Annotated in this window: 20 protein-coding genes; 6 read left to right on the top strand and 14 right to left on the bottom strand. The window is 60.4% G+C overall.

The features are described from left to right. Positions 1-45 precede the first annotated feature (45 nt). The 9 genes from thrC to ffh all read right to left on the bottom strand — a co-directional run bounded on the left by thrC (position 46) and on the right by ffh (position 8,664). Complete coding sequence (thrC, locus tag ACY4LX_RS06725; RefSeq protein WP_123405607.1) at positions 46-1,455, bottom strand: threonine synthase; 1,410 nt, start codon at positions 1,453-1,455, stop codon at positions 46-48. A 109-nt stretch (positions 1,456-1,564) separates the two neighbouring features. Beyond that, entirely contained in the window at positions 1,565-2,869 is a 1,305-nt protein-coding gene (locus ACY4LX_RS06720; protein WP_463259481.1) for a homoserine dehydrogenase, read from the bottom strand. Between the two features lie 133 nt (positions 2,870-3,002). Then, complete coding sequence (gene dsbC / locus ACY4LX_RS06715; protein ID WP_133837175.1) at positions 3,003-3,734, bottom strand: bifunctional protein-disulfide isomerase/oxidoreductase DsbC; 732 nt, start codon at positions 3,732-3,734, stop codon at positions 3,003-3,005. A 195-nt stretch (positions 3,735-3,929) separates the two neighbouring features. After that, a complete protein-coding gene (xerD, locus tag ACY4LX_RS06710) occupies positions 3,930-4,826 on the bottom strand; it encodes a site-specific tyrosine recombinase XerD (RefSeq protein ID WP_123405600.1) in 897 nt (298 codons plus the stop codon). Between the two features lie 266 nt (positions 4,827-5,092). Then, positions 5,093-5,443 carry a 50S ribosomal protein L19 gene (gene rplS / locus ACY4LX_RS06705; RefSeq protein ID WP_063322826.1) on the bottom strand — a complete coding sequence of 117 codons (351 nt, stop codon included), beginning with the start codon at positions 5,441-5,443 and terminating at the stop codon, positions 5,093-5,095. Between the two features lie 45 nt (positions 5,444-5,488). After that, positions 5,489-6,262, bottom strand: a complete 774-nt coding sequence (gene trmD / locus ACY4LX_RS06700) for a tRNA (guanosine(37)-N1)-methyltransferase TrmD (protein ID WP_154503229.1) — start codon at positions 6,260-6,262, stop codon at positions 5,489-5,491. Next, a complete protein-coding gene (rimM, locus tag ACY4LX_RS06695; RefSeq protein ID WP_149657446.1) occupies positions 6,244-6,780 on the bottom strand; it encodes a ribosome maturation factor RimM in 537 nt (178 codons plus the stop codon). Before rimM ends, trmD begins: the two co-directional genes overlap by 19 nt. 5 nt (positions 6,781-6,785) lie before the next feature. Next, positions 6,786-7,037, bottom strand: coding sequence for a 30S ribosomal protein S16 (gene rpsP, locus ACY4LX_RS06690; protein ID WP_007944872.1), 252 nt, complete (start codon positions 7,035-7,037; stop codon positions 6,786-6,788). Positions 7,038-7,287: 250 nt separating this feature from the next. After that, positions 7,288-8,664, bottom strand: a complete 1,377-nt coding sequence (ffh, locus tag ACY4LX_RS06685; protein ID WP_149657447.1) for a signal recognition particle protein — start codon at positions 8,662-8,664, stop codon at positions 7,288-7,290. Positions 8,665-8,859: 195 nt separating this feature from the next. Between ffh and ACY4LX_RS06680 the strand changes: the two genes are divergently transcribed. The 3 genes from ACY4LX_RS06680 (at position 8,860) to ACY4LX_RS06670 (ending at position 12,580) form a co-directional block, all read left to right on the top strand. After that, entirely contained in the window at positions 8,860-9,672 is an 813-nt protein-coding gene (locus ACY4LX_RS06680) for a cytochrome C assembly family protein (protein WP_133837172.1), read from the top strand. A gap of 12 nt (positions 9,673-9,684) precedes the next feature. Beyond that, entirely contained in the window at positions 9,685-10,926 is a 1,242-nt protein-coding gene (locus tag ACY4LX_RS06675) for an HlyC/CorC family transporter (RefSeq protein WP_149657448.1), read from the top strand. A gap of 337 nt (positions 10,927-11,263) precedes the next feature. Next, positions 11,264-12,580, top strand: coding sequence for an MFS transporter (locus ACY4LX_RS06670; protein ID WP_429528691.1), 1,317 nt, complete (start codon positions 11,264-11,266; stop codon positions 12,578-12,580). Positions 12,581-12,698: 118 nt separating this feature from the next. Here ACY4LX_RS06670 and purT read toward each other — a convergent pair whose 3' ends face one another. From purT to ACY4LX_RS06645, 5 genes are all read right to left on the bottom strand, one after another. Beyond that, the gene (gene purT / locus ACY4LX_RS06665; protein ID WP_149657450.1) at positions 12,699-13,880 is read right to left on the bottom strand and encodes a formate-dependent phosphoribosylglycinamide formyltransferase; all 1,182 of its coding nucleotides are present in this window, start codon (positions 13,878-13,880) and stop codon (positions 12,699-12,701) included. A gap of 101 nt (positions 13,881-13,981) precedes the next feature. Further along, entirely contained in the window at positions 13,982-14,449 is a 468-nt protein-coding gene (locus tag ACY4LX_RS06660) for a 7-cyano-7-deazaguanine/7-aminomethyl-7-deazaguanine transporter (protein WP_133837168.1), read from the bottom strand. 182 nt (positions 14,450-14,631) lie between these two features. Next, positions 14,632-14,847, bottom strand: a complete 216-nt coding sequence (locus ACY4LX_RS06655) for a DUF1289 domain-containing protein (RefSeq protein ID WP_149657451.1) — start codon at positions 14,845-14,847, stop codon at positions 14,632-14,634. Then, on the bottom strand, positions 14,844-15,368 hold the full coding sequence (locus ACY4LX_RS06650; RefSeq protein ID WP_027924900.1) for a gamma carbonic anhydrase family protein: 525 nt from the start codon (positions 15,366-15,368) through the stop codon (positions 14,844-14,846). The genes ACY4LX_RS06655 and ACY4LX_RS06650 overlap by 4 nt, the downstream gene beginning before the upstream one ends. Before the next feature lie 39 nt (positions 15,369-15,407). Continuing rightward, positions 15,408-16,007, bottom strand: a complete 600-nt coding sequence (locus tag ACY4LX_RS06645) for a CoA pyrophosphatase (RefSeq protein WP_149657452.1) — start codon at positions 16,005-16,007, stop codon at positions 15,408-15,410. A gap of 146 nt (positions 16,008-16,153) precedes the next feature. On the opposite strand from ACY4LX_RS06645, the gene ACY4LX_RS06640 reads away from it, so the two are divergent. From ACY4LX_RS06640 to ACY4LX_RS06630, 3 genes are all read left to right on the top strand, one after another. Beyond that, positions 16,154-16,705 carry an NUDIX hydrolase gene (locus ACY4LX_RS06640; RefSeq protein WP_149657453.1) on the top strand — a complete coding sequence of 184 codons (552 nt, stop codon included), beginning with the start codon at positions 16,154-16,156 and terminating at the stop codon, positions 16,703-16,705. Between the two features lie 57 nt (positions 16,706-16,762). Further along, positions 16,763-17,266, top strand: coding sequence for a L,D-transpeptidase family protein (locus ACY4LX_RS06635; RefSeq protein WP_133837164.1), 504 nt, complete (start codon positions 16,763-16,765; stop codon positions 17,264-17,266). A 434-nt stretch (positions 17,267-17,700) separates the two neighbouring features. Continuing rightward, positions 17,701-18,432 carry a GntR family transcriptional regulator gene (locus tag ACY4LX_RS06630; RefSeq protein ID WP_123597016.1) on the top strand — a complete coding sequence of 244 codons (732 nt, stop codon included), beginning with the start codon at positions 17,701-17,703 and terminating at the stop codon, positions 18,430-18,432. The last annotated feature ends 20 nt before the right edge of the window (positions 18,433-18,452 follow it).

The following is an 18,452-nucleotide window of genomic DNA, read 5'->3' as shown; positions in this document are numbered from 1 at the left end:
AAGCCCGTCAGGAGACGGGCTTCAAAATGTGACAGTTTTGCGGGCTTAAAGCGGCTTGCCGCGGTTGCCATGCTGACTGACAAAGGCTTGCACGGCCTTCAGGTCATTTGGCAACACGGTGCAACGCTCATCTCTCTCAAACAAATCAGAAAGATGTGCAGGTAGTTCGAGAGCTTTTCCTACACCGGCTTTTTCCACGGCGTCCGGGAATTTGACCGGATGGGCCGTGCCGAGGATCACCATCGGGATGTCCAGGCTACGACGGCATTCGCGGGCAGCCTTGACGCCGATGGCGGTGTGCGGGTCCAGCACCTCGCCGGTCTGCTCGTAGACCTCGGCGATGGTTTCGCAGGTTTGTGCGTCATCCACGGCCAGGGAATCGAACAGCTTGCGCGCTTCGGTCCAGCGCTCTTGCTCGACGCTGAAGCCACCGCCCTGCTTGAAGTTGTCCATCAGGCCGGCAATCGCCGCGCCGTTGCGACCGTGCAGGTCGAACAGCAGGCGTTCGAAGTTCGACGACACCATGATGTCCATCGACGGCGACAGCGTGGCGTGCAGGGTTTCCTTGACGTACTGATTGCCGCTCATGAAGCGGTGCAGGATGTCGTTGCGGTTGGTGGCGACGATCAACTGGTTGATCGGCAGGCCCATGTTGCGCGCCAGGTAACCGGCGAAGATGTCGCCGAAGTTGCCGGTGGGCACCGAGAACGACACCGAACGCGCCGGGCCACCCAACTGCAGGGCTGCGTGGAAGTAGTAAACGATCTGGGCCATGATCCGCGCCCAGTTGATCGAGTTCACCGCCACCAGGCGCGTGCCCTTGAGGAAGCTCTGGTCGGCGAAGCTGTTCTTGACCATTTCCTGGCAGTCATCGAAGTTGCCTTCGATGGCGATGTTGTGGATGTTCTCGCCGAAGATGGTGGTCATCTGGCGACGCTGCACTTCGGACACGCGGTTGTGCGGGTGCAGGATGAAGATGTCGACGTTTTCGCAGTGCTTGCAGCCTTCGATGGCGGCCGAGCCGGTATCACCGGAGGTGGCGCCAACGATCACCACGCGCTCGCCGCGTTTTTCCAGCGTGTAGTCGAGCAGGCGACCGAGCAGTTGCAGGGCGAAGTCCTTGAATGCCAGGGTCGGGCCGTGGAACAGCTCAAGCACCCATTCGTTGCCGTTCAACTGACGCAACGGGGCCACGGCGCTGTGGGCGAACACGCCGTAAGTCTCTTCAAGGATCTTTTTGAAATCGGCATCGGGAATGCTGCCGGCCACGAATGGGCGCATCACCCGGAAGGCCAGTTCGTGATACGGCAGGCCGGCCCAGGAGGCGATTTCTTCCTGGGTGAAACGTGGCAGGCATTCCGGCACATACAGGCCGCCGTCCGTGGCCAGACCGGCCAGCAGAACGTCTTCGAAATTCAGGGCCGGTGCCTGGCCGCGGGTACTGATATAGCGCATAGGGGCAAACCTTCGGTTTGAGCGACAAGTTGCAAGCTACAAGCGGCAAGACAAAAGCAGATTGGCTTTTACTTACAGCTTGAAGCTTGCCACTTGCCGCTGCTTCAATTCAATTCAGATGTTCGACACGGATCCGTACAACCGGACCGACGACACCCGCCAGGGCTTCCAGGGCGGTGATCGCATCGTTCATGTGCTGTTCCAGCACACGGTGGGTCAGCAGGATCATCGGCACCAGGCCGTCGTGTTCTTCGACTTCCTTCTGCATGATCGATTCGATGTTGATGCCGCGCTCCGACAGGATGCTCGCCACCTGGGCCAGCACGCCTGGATGGTCCTTGGCCTGGATCCGCAGGTAGTACGCGCTTTCGCAGGCTTCGATCGGCAGGATCGGGTGGGCCGACAGCGAATCCGGCTGGAAGGCCAGGTGCGGTACGCGGTTTTCCGGGTCGGAGGTCATGGCGCGAACCACGTCGACCAGGTCGGCGATCACCGACGAAGCCGTCGGCTCCATGCCGGCGCCAGCGCCGTAGAACAGGGTCGAACCGGCCGCATCACCGTTGACCATCACCGCGTTCATCACGCCGTTGACGTTGGCGATCAGACGATCGGCCGGAATCAGCGTCGGGTGTACACGCAATTCAATACCGGCGGCGGTGCTGCGTGCCACGCCCAGGTGCTTGATGCGGTAGCCCAGCGCTTCGGCGTAGTTCACGTCAGCGGTAGTCAGCTTAGTGATGCCTTCGGTGTAGGCCTTGTCGAATTGCAGCGGGACGCCGAACGCGATGGACGCCAGGATCGTCAGCTTGTGGGCGGCGTCGATGCCTTCGACGTCGAAGGTCGGATCGGCTTCGGCGTAACCCAGGGCTTGCGCCTCGGCGAGTACGTCTTCGAAGGTGCGACCCTTCTCACGCATTTCGGTGAGGATGAAGTTGCCGGTGCCGTTGATGATGCCGGCGACCCAGTTGATACGGTTGGCGGACAAGCCTTCACGGATCGCCTTGATCACCGGAATGCCACCGGCCACGGCCGCTTCGAACGCCACGATCACGCCCTTCTCGCGCGCCTTGGCGAAAATTTCATTACCGTGAACGGCGATCAGTGCCTTGTTCGCGGTGACCACATGCTTGCCATTCTCGATGGCCTTGAGTACCAGCTCACGGGCAACGGTGTAGCCGCCCACCAGCTCTATAACGATGTCGATCTCAGGGTTCGTGGCCACTTCGAACACATCGTTGGTAATCGCAATACCGGTCGTCTGGAACTGAGGCTTTGGCGTGCGCGTGGCAATTTGTGCCACTTCGATTCCACGCCCGGCACGACGAGCAATTTCCTCGGCGTTGCGCTGAAGTACGTTGAAGGTACCGCCACCGACGGTCCCTAACCCACAGATGCCTACTTTGACCGGTTTCACTGTGAACTCCCCATAAAACGGCCGACGCAAGGCCGGCCGTGAAAACAACCGCATGCTCGCGGCTCTCTATTAATGGCCCGGCGGACAGTGCCGCCAGACCATGATCGTCAAAGGCTGACCGTGACGATGCGAATTATTTCGCGCCCAGCGCCAGTTTGGCGACTTGTGGCGCAGGCTGGTAGCCCGGAATGACCTGGCCGTCGGCCAAAACGATGGCCGGCGTGCCGTTCACGCCGATCGACTGACCGAGGGCGAACTGCTTGGAAACCGGGTTATCGCACTTGGCGGCCTTGATTTCCTTGCCATCGACCATCTTGTCCATGGCCGCTTTCTTGTCCTTGGAGCACCAGACCGCTTGCAGCTGTTCGTCACCCGGCGAACCCAGGCCCTGGCGCGGGAACGCGACGTAACGCACTTCGATGCCGCGCTTGTTCAGCTCCGGCACTTCGGCGTGCAGCTTGTGGCAGTACGGGCAGGTGGTGTCGGTGAACACGGTGATGTGCGACTTGGTTTCGCCGATCGCCGGGTAGACCACGGTTTCTGCGACCGGGATGTCGTTGACCAGTTTGGAAACGCCCAGGCGCTCGGTTTTCTCGGTCAGGTTGACTGGCTTGCCGTCCTTGAGCTGGAACATGTAGCCCTGCATCACGTACTGACCGTCGGCGCTGGCGTAGAGCACGCGACTGCCCTTGAGTTTGACTTCGTACAGGCCGGCCAGCGGGCTGGCGCTGATGCTGTCGATCGGGGTTTCCAGCTGGAGGCTTTCCAGGCTTTTACGAATGGCTTTGTCGGCCGCATCATCGGCGACGGCAAAGGTGCTGACCAACGCAATGGCTGCGGCGGCGAAAATAGGGGTCAGACGCATGAGAACTCCTGAAGGCGGACAAATGGGACGATCAGAACGCCCGTGCCGAAACACCGGGTCACAATCGCCCATCGTGCAAACCGGCAAAGCCTACCACATAAGGCTGGTGGGGCCGAATGCACCTGATACCAGGCAACATACGACTGGCAACATTCATTGTGGCGAGGGAGCCACAGTCGATCAAAAAAGGATCCACTAGCCGCGCGGGTGGTGTTTGGCGTGCAAATCCTGCAAACGGGCGCGGGCGACGTGGGTGTAGATCTGGGTGGTCGACAGGTCGCTGTGGCCGAGCAGCATTTGCACCACCCGCAGGTCCGCGCCGTGGTTGAGCAGGTGCGTGGCGAACGCGTGGCGCAGGGTGTGCGGCGACAGCGACTTGCCGATCCCGGCGACCTTGGCCTGGTGCTTGATGCGGTGCCAGAAGGTCTGACGGGTCATTTGCTCGCCGCGCTGGCTCGGGAACATCACGTCACTGGGCCGCCCGCCGAGCAGTTCGCCACGGCCGTCACGCAGATAGCGCTCGACCCAGACAATCGCCTCCTCGCCCATCGGCACCAGCCGTTCCTTGCTGCCCTTGCCCATCACGCGCAACACGCCTTGGCGCAGGTTGACCTGTTCCAGGGTCAGGCTGATCAGCTCGGTGACCCGCAAGCCGCAGGCGTAAAGCACTTCCAGCATGGCGCGATCACGCTGGCCGATGGCTTCGCTCAGGTCCGGGGCATTCAGCAACGCTTCGACATCGGCTTCCGACAGGGATTTGGGCAACGGCCTACCGAGTTGCGGCATATCGACGCGCAACGTCGGATCGACGGCGATCAGCTTTTCCCGCAGCAAATAGCGATAAAAGCCACGCACGCCGGAGAGAAATCGGGCGGTGGAGCGGGGTTTGTAGTTTTGCTCGAGGCGCCAGGCCAGGTGATCGAGGATCAATTCGCGTCCGGCGTTGATCAGCTCCAGATTCTTTTCCTGTAGCCAGCCGTTGAACAGGGCCAGGTCACTGCGATAGGCATCGCGGGTGTTATCGGAGAGGCCTTTTTCCAGCCACAGGGCGTCGAGGAATTGGTCTATCAGGGGGTGGTCGATGGCGGGCATAGAGGCTCAGGTCACGGGAAAACTGGGGGCAAGTCTTTCATAGCCGGACAGGCCTTCACAGTGCCAGATGCAATTGCGGTGACGGCATGATCACCTGTAGGAGCGAGGCTTGCCCGCGAAGACGGACTTACATTCAACATTGATGTTGGCTGATATGACGCCTTCGCGGGCAAGCCTCGCTCCTACGGGTAAGGGTTGTATCGGGTAAATCGCAGGCAACAAAAAAGCAGCCCGAAGGCTGCTTTTTTCTGCATCGGAAGCTGGACTTAAGCCAGTTTTTCCTTGATGCGAGCTGCTTTACCGGACAGGTCACGCAGGTAGTACAGCTTGGCTTTACGTACGTCACCGCGACGTTTAACGGCCATGCTGTCGATTTGCGGGCTGTAGGTCTGGAAAGTACGCTCTACGCCAACACCGTTGGAGATTTTGCGAACGGTGAATGCACTGTTTACGCCGCGGTTACGCTTGGCGATAACAACACCTTCGAACGCTTGCAGACGCGAACGGTCGCCTTCCTTTACTTTCACCTGAACGACAACAGTGTCGCCCGGGGCAAAGGTAGGGATCTCTTTGGTCATCTGCTCTGCTTCGAGTGCAAGAATGATTTTGTTAGTCATGCTGTGCTCCTAAGGTAAATCGTCGGATTTACCATCGATACGTTGTTAACTATCGTCCCGCTCGCGGATGTATTCCTCGAGCAGCTTCTTCTCTTCTCCAGAAAGCGAGCGGCTTTCCAGAAGATCGGCGCGTCGTTCAAAGGTCCTACCAAGGGACTGCTGTAAACGCCAACGCCGGATATGCGCGTGATTGCCACTAAGCAACACGTCGGGAACACGCTGATCCGCATACACCTCCGGTCGGGTGTAATGCGGGCAATCCAGCAGACCATCCGTAAAGGAATCTTCCTCGGCGGAGTCCGCATGCCCTAAAGCTCCAGGCAGCAGTCGTGTAACCGCATCGATCAGGACCATCGCCGGCAGCTCGCCGCCAGACAGTACATAGTCGCCAATCGACCACTCTTCATCGACATGAGCTTCAATAAAACGCTCGTCAATGCCTTCATAGCGGCCGGCAATCAGGATCAATGCATCCAGATTCGCCAACTCGCGCACCGCCGACTGAGTCAGTTGACGGCCTTGGGGGGACAGGTAAATAACCTTCGCCGCCTCCCCGGCTGCTGCCTTGGCCTGAACCAGAGCATCTTCCAGGGGCTTGATCTTCATCACCATGCCCGGGCCACCGCCAAATGGGCGATCGTCCACAGTGTGATGTCGATCCGTCGTGTAGTCTCGCGGATTCCAACAGGTGAGCTGCAACAGCCCCTGTTTCACCGCACGACTGGTGATGCCGTACTCGCTGATGGCGGAGAACATCTCGGGAAACAAACTGATCACTTCCACGCGCAAGTTAGCCACGCTTAGAAGTCCGCATCCCATTCCACCTTCATCTCGCCTGCGGCAAGGTCGACTACCAACACGCATTGCTCCGTATAGGGCAACAGGCGTTCTCGATCGTCCAGGCTGCCAGCGCAAGGCTTGACCACCATTACATCATTGGCGCCGGTTTCCAGAAGATGATCGATCTTCCCGAGCAATTGCCCGAGTTGGTCAATGACCTTCAGACCTTCGAGCTGGTACCAGTAGTACTCGCCGTCGGTCAAATCAGGGAACAGGTTGCGCGGCACGCAGATCTCATAACCGGCCAGAAGACGAGCTTCTTCACGATCATCGAGACCCTTGAGCTTTGCGACCAGGAACTTGTCGTTCCCGCGTCCGCTGACCAGCTCAACCTGCTTTACGCTGCCTTCGCGCTTGAGCGTCCAGGTTTTGTATTGCAAGAGGTTTTCTGTTGGATCAGTAAAGGAATACACCTTCACTTCGCCGCGAACGCCATGAACAGAATAGATTTTGCCGATAACGATCAAATCATCAGCAACAGCAGGCGTCGCGTTCATATTGCTCAGGCCGCAGCCTTAGCAGCGTCCTTCAACAACTGAGCAACACGCTCAGAAGGTTGTGCACCAACGCTCAGCCAGTAGGCTACGCGCTCTTGGTTCACGGACAGACGGACTTCTTGACCACGAGCAACAGGGTTGAAGAAACCAACCTGTTCCTTGTGCGAACCGTCGCGCGGGTTGCGGCTGTCGGTTACGGTCAAGTGGTAAAACGGGCGCTTTTTGGAGCCGCCAAGGGCAAGACGGATTGTTAGCATGTGAACATCGTTCCTGTAGTCGGTGCTGCAAATCTAAAGGCACAGCGGGCATAGGTGCCCGAAAGGCCGCATATTCTAAGGAATATCCGGACTTTTGCAAATGTCTTTTTCCGGCGGCCTTCCGGTCGCCATCAAGATTTGCTATAGAGCCGTCGTTGAAAACGGCCAGTCAGCTCCCGCCAAGTGCGGGTTTGCTGGAGTTCCCGCATCGCTGCGGGTCTGCGCCGACATGACTGCCGGCGCGGAATCTTTACATCTTGGGCATGCCGCCGCCGGGCAACATACCGCCCATGCCGCGCATCATTTTGGCCATTCCGCCTTTTGCGGAGAATTTCTTCATCATCTTCTGCATCTGCTTGTGCTGCTTGATCAAGCGGCCGATGTCCTGCACCTGGGTGCCGGAACCCATGGCGATCCGACGTTTGCGCGAACCGCTGATCAGTTCAGGGTCGCGGCGCTCGGCCGGGGTCATGGAATTGATGATGGCTTCCATCTGCTTGAATTGTTTCTCTGCCGCGCCTTGGGCATTACCCATTTGCGCCAGGTTCACACCGCCGATGTTCGGCAGTTTGTCCATGAGGCCGCCGAGGCCGCCCATGTTCTTCATCTGTTGCAGTTGATCGCGGAAGTCTTCGAGGTCGAAGCCCTTGCCCTTCTTCAGCTTCTTGGCCAGTTTGTCGGCCTTGTCCTTGTCGAGGGTCTGCTCGGCCTGTTCGATCAGGCTGAGTACGTCGCCCATGCCGAGGATGCGCGAAGCAATACGCTCAGGGTGGAACGGTTCGAGCGCTTCGCTCTTCTCGCCCATACCGATGAACTTGATCGGCTTGCCGGTGATGGCACGCACCGACAGCGCGGCACCGCCACGGGCGTCGCCGTCGACCTTGGTCAGGATCACACCGGTCAGTGGCAGTGCGTCGCCGAAGGCCTTGGCCGTGTTGGCGGCATCCTGGCCGGTCATGGCATCGACCACGAACAGGGTTTCGACCGGGTTGATCGCGGCATGCAGCGCCTTGATCTCGCCCATCATCTCTTCGTCGATGTGCAGACGACCGGCGGTATCGACGATGACCACGTCGATGAATTTCAGCCGCGCTTCTTTAATAGCGGCTTGCGCGATGTCGACCGGCTTCTGGCTCAGGTCGGACGGGAAGAAGGTAACGCCCACTTCACCGGCGAGCATTTCCAGCTGCTTGATCGCCGCCGGACGGTATACGTCCGCAGACACGACCATGACGGTCTTCTTCTTGCGCTCTTTAAGGAAGCGCGCAAGTTTACCGGCGGTGGTGGTTTTACCCGCGCCCTGCAAACCGGCCATCAGTACGACGGCTGGCGGAACGGCGCTCAGGTTCAAGTCTTCGTTGGCCGCGCCCATCAGGCTTTCGAGTTCGGCCTGGACGATCTTCACGAAGGCCTGGCCCGGCGTCAGGCTGCGCGACACCTCGGTGCCGACGGCGCGTTCCTTGACCGAATTGACGAAGTCCTTGACCACCGGCAGGGCGACGTCGGCTTCGAGCAACGCCATGCGCACTTCGCGCAGGGTGTCTTTGATGTTGTCTTCGGTCAGCTTGGCCTTGCCGGTGACATGGCGCAGCGTCTGCGAGAGACGGTCGGTTAAGTTTTCAAACATTGCGCGATCCTTTCAGGCCCTGTGTAGACCGGGATAATGGCGGCCCAGACCGGAATAAACATGTGCTCGGCGAGCCTGCGGCGTGGGCAGGTCGCGGATTATAGCGAAGACTGCGTCTGGCGGACACCTCGCACTTTCGTGTGATGTGGGTTCTATGCCAAACTCAGCGCCTTTCGGGCTTGCCTAACAGGATTTATGCTCCCCTTGTCACCCAGTTTGCTTACCACTCTCGCCGCCGCCTGCTTATATGCCGCTGCGACTCTCTATCAGGGCACTCGCCTGGCTTCCGGTGCCAAGGCGAACAAACGCCTGCTGGTCACGCTCGGCGTACTGGCCGTGCTGGCTCACAGCGCCAGCCTGTTTACCCACTTGCTGACGCCGATCGGCCTGGGCCTGGACTTCTTCAGTGCTGCCAGTCTGATTGCTGCGGCGGTCATCGCCCTGACCCTGATCGCCTGCTCTCGGATCCCGGTGGAGAACCTGCTGATCCTGCTGTTCCCGCTGGGGCTGGCAACGGTGCTGCTGGCGCAGTTCGCTCCCGCCGGCACCGTGCAGATCATCGACGAAGAACCGGGCATTCTCGCCCACATTCTCTTGTCGATCCTGGCCTACGGCATGTTCACCATTGCGGTGTTCCAGGCGTTGCTGCTGTTGGTGCAGGATCACCAGCTCAAGCACAAGCACCCGTCCGGGCTGATCAAGAACTTCCCGCCGCTGCAAACCATGGAAAGCCTGTTGTTCGGCTTTCTCTGGGCCGGCTGGACCCTGCTGTCGCTGTCGCTGATTTCTGGCTGGCTGTTCGTCGAGAACCTGTTTGCCCAGCACCTGGTGCACAAGACCCTGCTGGCCTGCCTGGCCTGGATCGTGTTCAGCGTGTTGCTGTGGGGCCGTAATCGCCTCGGCTGGCGCGGGCACAAGGCGATCCGCTGGACCCTCGCCGGTTTCTGCCTGCTGATGCTGGCCTATTTCGGCAGCAAGCTGGTTCGTGAATACATTCTGCACATCTGACGGGCGGCAAAAATGGACGACTTGCCCATAGGGCCGATGCTTGCAGTGATCGCCCTGCTGATTTTGTGGTCGGGGCTGTTTACCGCCATCGAAGTCGCGCAACAACATTTGTTGGCCCAACGCACCGCGTCGCGCTCCAGCGATAAGCCGGTGGCGAAGCTGAGCTTCCCGCTCAACAGCCTGATTCTCTGCAACACCCTGTGCCGTGCGCTGGCGATGGTCATCAGCACCTTGCTGGCGATTTTCACCTGGGCAGAGAACGGTCCGTGGGTCGCTGGCATCGGCGCCGGTGTGATCCTGCTGGTGTTCGCCGACTACCTGCCGCGCACCCTCGCCGTGCGCTATCCGGACACGATCCTGAGCCTGGGCAACACCCTGCTCGGCGTGCCGCTGAAAATCATCTACCCCGCCGCCTGGCTGCTCAATGGCATCAGCCAGTTGCTGACACGCCCCTTCGCCCGCAAGGTCAAAGTGGTGCAACAGAGCGAAGACGAGGCGCCGGTGGATCGCCACGACGAACATGAACACGCGCCCATCCGCCCCCATGCGCTGTCGGGCATCCACGCGCTGGACAACATCACGGTCAACGACATCCTGGTGCCACGCAGTGACGTCGACGGGATCAACCTCGACGATTCGCTCGAAGAAATCATCGAGCAGTTGCGCAACAACCGGCGCACACGCCTGCCGGTGTTCCACAGCGACATCAACCAGGTCGAAGCGGTGCTCAACACCCGACAGATCCGTCATCTGTTGCCGGATGCCACCTTGACCCTGGAAGCGCTGCTCGCGGCCTGCCACGAACCCTACTTCGTGCCGGAAAGCACGCCGCTGCAGTTGCAGTTGCTGAACTTCCACAAGCAACAGCGGCGTCTGGGCATGGTGGTGGACGAGTACGGCGAAGTGCTCGGCATCGTGACCCTGGAAGACATCCTCGAAGAAATCGTCGGCGAGTTCGAAAGCGAGCACAGCCTGGACAACCCGCATATTCATCCACAGGCCGATGGGCGACTGGTGATCGAGGGCGCGGCGTCGATTCGCGAACTGAACAAGAGCCTGGGCTGGCACCTGCCCAGCGATGGCCCGAAAACCCTTAACGGCTTGGTCACCGAGGCACTGGAGACTATCCCGGAGAGCGCGGTGTGCCTGAAGATCGGGCGCTATCGACTGGAGATTCTCGAGACTGAGGATAATCGGGTGACGCGGGTGTTGGTCTGGCATACCAGTTCGGTGCCGGTGCTCTCCAAAACCTGACACGGCCTCTTGTGGAAAGGTGCTTTTGTGGAGAGGGGATTTACCCCCGTTGCGCTGCGAAGCAGTGCCAAAACCTGCAACCGTGTTTAATCTGATGCACCGCGTCCGTCGACTTTACGACTGCTTCGCAGCCGAACGGGGGTAAACCCCCTCGCCACAAAAGCCACCACCACCCCTTGCCCCCTTGTTTGATCGTTAGCCGCCTTCCTATAATCGAGCCGCTTACCCAAGCGCCGCCCTACCCCCGTGCTACCCGCACGCCGCGTTAAACCCACATCCCTGGGTGTTCGACCATAATAATTCGCTCCACTGGAGCATGACTGTCAGGGATCACCGCATGACGACCAGCACCGCTTATAGCGATACCACGCCTGCCCAGCCGACGAACTCCGCCACCCGCGTGGCCACGGCGAGTTTCATCGGCACCGCCATCGAGTTCTACGATTTCTACGTCTATGCCACCGCCGCCGCGCTGGTGATCGGGCCGGTGTTCTTTCCGCAGACCTCCGGCACCGCGCAGATGCTTTCGGCGTTTCTCACCTTTGGCATCGCGTTCCTGGCGCGGCCACTGGGTTCGGCGCTGTTTGGCCACTTCGGTGACCGTATCGGGCGTAAGTCGACGTTGGTCGCTTCCCTGCTGTTGATGGGTGTCTGCACGACGTTGATCGGCGTGTTGCCGGGCTACGACAGCATCGGAGCCTGGGCGCCGATTCTGCTGTGCGTGTTGCGCTTCGGCCAAGGGCTGGGGTTGGGTGGCGAATGGGGCGGCGCGGCGCTGCTGGCGACGGAGAACGCCCCCAAGGGCAAACGTGCCTGGTTCGGCATGTTCCCGCAGTTGGGCCCGTCGATCGGTTTCCTCGCGGCTAATGGGTTGTTCCTGACGCTTGCGATGACGCTGAGCGACGATCAGTTCCGCTCGTGGGGCTGGCGGATTCCGTTTCTGTTGAGCGCGGTGCTGGTGATGGTCGGCCTGTATGTGCGCCTCAAACTCCACGAAACCCCAGTGTTCGCCAACGCGATGGCGCGCCAGGAGCGGGTGAAGATTCCGCTGGTCGAGCTGTTCAGCCAGTACTGGGCGCCGATGTTGCTGGGTGCCGGGTCGATGGTGGTCTGCTACGCGCTGTTCTACATCTCGACCGTGTTTTCCCTGAGCTACGGGGTGTCGACCCTCGGCTACACCCGGGAAACCTTCCTCGCGCTGCTGTGTTTTGCGGTGCTGTTCATGGCCGCCGCCACGCCTTTGTCCGCCTGGGCCAGTGACCGTTACGGGCGCAAACCGGTGTTGATCATTGGTGGCGTGCTGGCGATTTTGTCCGGTTTTCTGATGGAACCGCTGCTGACCCACGGCACGACCTGGGGCGTGGCACTGTTCCTGTGCATTGAGCTGTTTCTGATGGGCGTGACATTTGCGCCGATGGGCGCGTTGTTGCCAGAGCTGTTTCCGACCCACGTGCGGTACACCGGAGCGTCAGCGGCGTACAACCTGGGCGGCATTGTCGGGGCCTCGGCGGCGCCGTTCTTTGCGCAGAAACTGGTGGCGATGGGCGGTTTGAGTTATGTCGGCGGGTATGTGTCGGGGGCGGCGGTGCTGAGTTTGATTGCGGTGTTGTGCCTGAAAGAAACGCGGCATAACGATTTGAATCGGGTCTCATAAGGATCGTTCCCCACGCTCCGCGTGGGAATGCAGCCAGGGACGCTCCGCGTCCCCAAAGCGGACGCGGAGCGTCCGTTGAGGCATTCCCACGCAGAGCGTGGGAACGATCTTTGTAGCCTTACAACTCGACTACAACAGCCTGCGAAGCACGAGTTGCCTTGGCGCGCGCCGCTTCAATCGACTCATCCCGCGCCAACGCCACGCCCATCCGGCGCTGGCCGTTCACTTCAGGCTTGCCGAACAGACGCAACGCCGTATCCGGCTCGCTCAGCGCAGCACCCAGATTGGAGAAAGCGGTCTGGGTCGACTGCCCTTCCACCAGGATCACCGCCGACGCCGATGGACCGAACTGCCGGATCAATGGAATCGGCAGGCCCAGAATCGCCCGTGCGTGCAGCGCAAATTGCGACAGGTCCTGGGAAATCAGGGTCACCAGGCCAGTGTCATGCGGGCGCGGCGACACTTCGCTGAACCACACCTGATCACCTTTGATGAACAGCTCGACGCCAAACAGACCACGGCCACCCAAGGCCTCGGTCACGGCTTTGGCGACGCGCTCGGATTCGGCCAGGGCAATCGGGCTCATGGCTTGTGGCTGCCAGGATTCCTGGTAGTCGCCCTTCTCCTGACGGTGGCCGACCGGTGCGCAGAACGTGGTGCCACCGATGTGGCGCACGGTCAGGAGGGTGATTTCGTAGTCGAAATCGATAAAACCCTCGACGATTACCCGACCTTTGCCGGCGCGGCCGCCTTCCTGGGCGTAATCCCAGGCGGTTTTCACGTCTGCGGTGCTGCGCAGCAGGCTCTGGCCTTTGCCCGACGAACTCATCACGGGTTTGACGACGCAGGGGAAGCCCAGGTCTTCAACGGCCTTGCTGTAGTCCTCGAAAGTGTCGGCGAAGTGGTACGGCGAAGTCGGCAGGTCCAGCTCTTCGGCGGCCAGGCGACGGATGCCTTCGCGGTTCATGGTCAACTGCGCGGCGCGCGCGGTCGGGATCACGGTGAAGCCTTCGGCTTCCAGTTCGACCAGGGTCGCGGTGGCGATGGCTTCGATTTCCGGCACGATGAAGTGCGGCTTCTCGGCTTCGATCACGGCCCGCAGGGCGGCGCCATCGAGCATGTTGATCACATGGCTGCGATGGGCGACTTGCATGGCCGGCGCGTTGGCGTAGCGGTCCACGGCAATCACTTCAACACCCAGGCGTTGCAGCTCGATCACCACTTCCTTGCCCAACTCGCCACAGCCACACAGCAATACGCGGGTCGCGGTTGGCGACAATGGAGTTCCGATACGGGTCATCTGAAGGTCCTCAAAGAAGCGGATCATCGAGGGTCGCAGCGCCAGGCGCGCTTCCCATGGGGAGAAAGCGCGGCATTTTACATGAACTGCGAGGTTTGGCTTCAGCCGGCGACGGCCTGTTTGCGCAAGCGCCAGGCCATGATCAGCCACACGACCGTCACACCGGCGAACTTCGAGCCCATGGCGGTGAGGATCACGGCCGGGGTGAAGGCGTCGATCATGCCGAAGAAGATGAAGGTGTCGAGGGGAATGCTCAGGGCCGAACTTATCCACAGGCGATCGTGCAACGGGCGCTTGGTGATGCTGAACACCAGCCAGTCGATGCACTCGGACACCGCGAACGCCGTGGCGCTGGCCAGGGCGATGGACGGATCGGACGTGACGTAGGACAACACCAGCGCCGCCAGCATCGCGGCGATGGCGCCATGGCCGAAGCGGGTTTGCACCATGTCGCGCAGCACAAACACCAACCCGCCCCAGGCCGACCAGATGATGTCCAGGTGCGGGGCGGTGGAAAAGGCGTAGTTGATCAGCACGACGCTGCTGATGTAAGAAATCAGGAAGAGCATGGGGGCTTGGGAATACCTGTCAGTTTGGCGCACAGGGTACTTCAGGGAATGAGGTTGGGCCAAGAGATGGGGTGGTCGTGAGGGCCTCTTCGCGGGCAAGCCTCGCTCCTACGGTATTGTGGCGGTCACTTGCGGAACGCCCCGGTTCTGTAGGAGCGAGGCTTGCCCGCGAAGGCCGCACCTCATTTATCCGATTTGGCCCCGATCATCCAAAGCAGCCCACTGGATTTGGCCCGCTCATGACACAAACCCAACACCTTGCGCCGCTCTTCGTTGTCCATCCGGCTCCAACGGGTGATCTCTTCCACCGTGCGCTGGCATCCGGTGCAGATATCGTCGTCGTCCAGTGCGCAGATGTTCACGCAGGGCGATAGCACCGGTCGTTCGGGGGCGTTCATTCTTCCTGCTCGGCCAGGTCGCGGGCATAGCGCTGCGAGTTGTGCACGTAGTGGGCGGCGCTGGCTTCGAGCATTTTCTTCTGCGGCTCGGTGAGTTCGCGCACCACCTTGCCCGGCGAGCCCATGACCAGCGAACCGTCCGGGATCTCCTTGCCTTCGCCGATCAGCGAGTTGGCGCCGATGATGCAGTTCTTGCCGATTTTCGCGCCGTTGAGGATCACGGCGTTGATGCCGATCAGGCTGTAGTCGCCCACGGTGCAGCCGTGGAGCATGGCGTTGTGGCCGATGGTCACGCCGGTGCCGATGGTCAGTGGGTAGCCCATGTCGGTGTGCATCACGGTGCCGTCCTGGACGTTGCTGTTCTTGCCGATCAGGATCAGTTCGTTGTCGCCGCGCAGCACGGCGTTGAACCAGACGTTGGCGCCCTCTTCCAGTTTGACCTTGCCCACCAGCACGGCGTTGGGGGCGACCCAACTCTGCGGATGGGTTTCGACGCGGGCATCGCCCAGGCGATATTTCATCGTGTAGTCCTCAAGGCTCAGGCAGCCGCGGGTTCGGATTCAGGTATTGATAAAGCTTTTCGGGGGACGGTGCAGGCTGATGTCGGCGTCATACAGCAGGTTGATCAACTCGACGATCATGATCGCCGTCAAACCCCAGATCTTGTATTCGCCGTAGCGATAGCTCGGCACGTACCAACTGCGGCCCTGGTAATCGATGCGGTGCGTGTGTTCCCGCGGGTCCTTGCGGAAGAACTCCAGGGGCACGCTGAACACCGCCGCGATTTCGGCATCGTTGGCCAGGTATTCGACGTAATCAGGAATGACACCGACATAAGGCGTGACCTTGATGCCATGCAGGGAAATCAGCGGGCTGAGCGGGCCGATCACTTCGACCAGGCCCGGTGGCAGGCCGATTTCTTCTTCGGCTTCGCGCAGGGCGGTGAAGATCAGGTCGGGGTCTTCGGGGTCGCGCCGTCCGCCGGGGAAGGCGACTTCGCCGCCATGGGTCGAGAGCCCGCTGGCGCGCAGGGTCAGCACCAGTTCCGGTTCATCGCTGCGAGTGATCGGCACCAGTACCGCGGCTTCGGGGAAACGTTTATCGGTTTCCAGCGTTTTCGGCGTGTGGTTGCTTACCCGGTGAAGTAGCTCGTCCAGCATGAGTGCTCTCGATCTGTTGGCTACCTCGCATCATGCACCAATAGAACCGACCGCCCAACCCCCGAACTGCGCCATGTCGCGAAACGACAACTTGCCGACTGACACCGCCGCACGCCAAGATAGGCGCAGCCTCCAGGAACCCAAGCATGAAATTTTGCAGTCAGTGCGGTAACCCGGTCACCCAGCGCATTCCCGAAGGCGATTCGCGCCTGCGTTTTGTCTGTGACAGCTGTCAGACCATTCACTACCAGAACCCCAATATCGTCGCCGGTTGCGTGGCGACCTGGGGCTCGAAGGTGTTGTTGTGCCGCCGCGCCATCGAGCCGCGCCTCGGTTACTGGACCCTGCCCGCCGGTTTCATGGAAAACGGCGAGACCATCGAGCAGGCCGCCGTGCGCGAGACCGCCGAAGAAGCCTGCGCCCGAGTGCGTAACCTGAGCATCTATACGCTGATCGACGTGCCGCACATCAGTCAGGTGCACGTATTCTTCCGCGCCGAACTGGTGGACCTGGACTTTGCTGCCGGCCCCGAGAGCCTGGAAGTCATGCTGTTCGATGAAGCCGACATCCCTTGGTCAGAGCTGGCTTTCCGCACGGTGGGCCGTACCTTAGAATGCTTCTTCGCTGACCGGCAGACGGAGGTCTACCCGGTGCGTTCCGAGTCGATTCCACCGCTTGCGCAACCCGCCATCATCTAAGCTCTTACTGAATTCCAACTTATAAATAGTCGCGACACCTCTAGGGATATCGTTTCAATGCGCTGGTTGCTTGCCTTGTTTTGCCTGTCGTTCGTTGTGGTGTCCCAGGCCTCCACCGTGGTCACTCTGGACGGCAAACCCATCGAAAAAGTGCTGGTGCTCAAATCCGCCCATCAACTGCAATTGATCGCCGACGGCAAACCGCTGCGCACCTACCGCATTTCCCTGGGCAAAAACCCACGGGGCACGAAGCTGATGGAAGGCGACAAGCGCACACCCGAGGGTTTTTACTGGGTGGACTGGCGCAAGGTCAGCGACCGTTTCAACCTGGCGATGCACATCTCTTATCCCAACCGTGACGATGCCGACCGCTCCCGGCGCGAAGGGGTCAACCCGGGCGGCATGATCATGATCCACGGCACCCCCGACACCTATGACTACCCGGAAAACCTGTTCCACACCCTGGACTGGACCGACGGCTGCATCGCCATGCGCAACATGGACATGCGCGAGGTGTGGGGATTGGTGCCGGATGGCACGATGATTGAGATTCGGCCGTAATCCCCTTCGCATGATCGTTCCCACGCTCCGCGTGGGAATGCAGCCCGGGACGCTCCGCGTCCCATTCGAAAGCTGGAACGCAGAGCGTCCCTTGAGGCATTCCCACGCAGAGCGTGGGAACGATCAAATCTGTGGTCTGCCCGCTACCTTCCGTCGCCCTTCGAAAAAATAAATCAAAAGATCGCAGCCTTCGGCAGCGCCTACAGGGTTGATACCAATTCTCTTTGTAGGCGCTGCCGAAGGCTGCGATCTTTGCTTCCAAAACCCCCACCGCTAATACCACTTCAAACCATCCCCCTCCAAACAAGCCCATAAGCCCCGGTTTTGCTGCGTCTCAAGCAAAGTGGTCTGATTGACATGGTATTTAAGTGGTATTAGCTTCCGTCCTACAACCGGGCGACAACAATCCAATATCCGCATCGGAAAAGACCTACATGAATGACATCCAGGCCCTACGTCCTGACGACACCCAGCCGACGCCGCTGTACCTGCAACTGGCGCGCAATCTGGAAGCGGCGATCCACGCCGGCCAGTGGAAAGCCGAGCAGGCCATGCCGTCGGAGCGCAGTCTCAGCGAATTGCTGGGCATTTCCCGCGTCACCGCACGCAAGGCACTGGAGGTGTTGTTCGAACAAGGCCTGATCCGGCGCAATCAGGGTTCCGGCACCTTCATCACCCCGCGCCTGGAACAACCGCTGTCGCGCCTCTCCGGTTTCAGCGAAATGCTCCGCCTCAAAGGCTTCGTCCCCGGTTCGCAGTGGCTGGAACGGGAAATCACCCCGCCGACCCATGAAGAACTGATCCGCCTCGGCCTCTCGCCCAACGACAAGGTCGCGCGGCTCAAACGCCTGCGCAAAGCCGACGACACGGTGATGGCCATCGAGATGAGCACCCTGCCCGCTTCGATCATCCCCAAGCCGCAAGCGGTGGGCGATTCCCTCTACGAATACCTCGACGGTATCGGCAAACCGATTGTCCGCGCCTTGCAACACATCCAGGCGATCAACGCCTCGGACGAATTCGCCGCGCTGGTGGGCATCGCCCCCGGCACCGCCATGTTGCTGATGACCCGGGTTGGCTACCTGGAAGACAACACGCCCATCGAAGTCACCGACACCTATTGCCGCAACGACTACTACGACTTTGTCGCAGAGCTTCGCCGCTAAACCGGGCGAAGTCGCCAAAC

The sequence above is a fragment of the Pseudomonas sp. Emmai genome (assembly GCF_055179735.1).
This window is presented reverse-complemented; position numbering and strand designations above follow the sequence as displayed.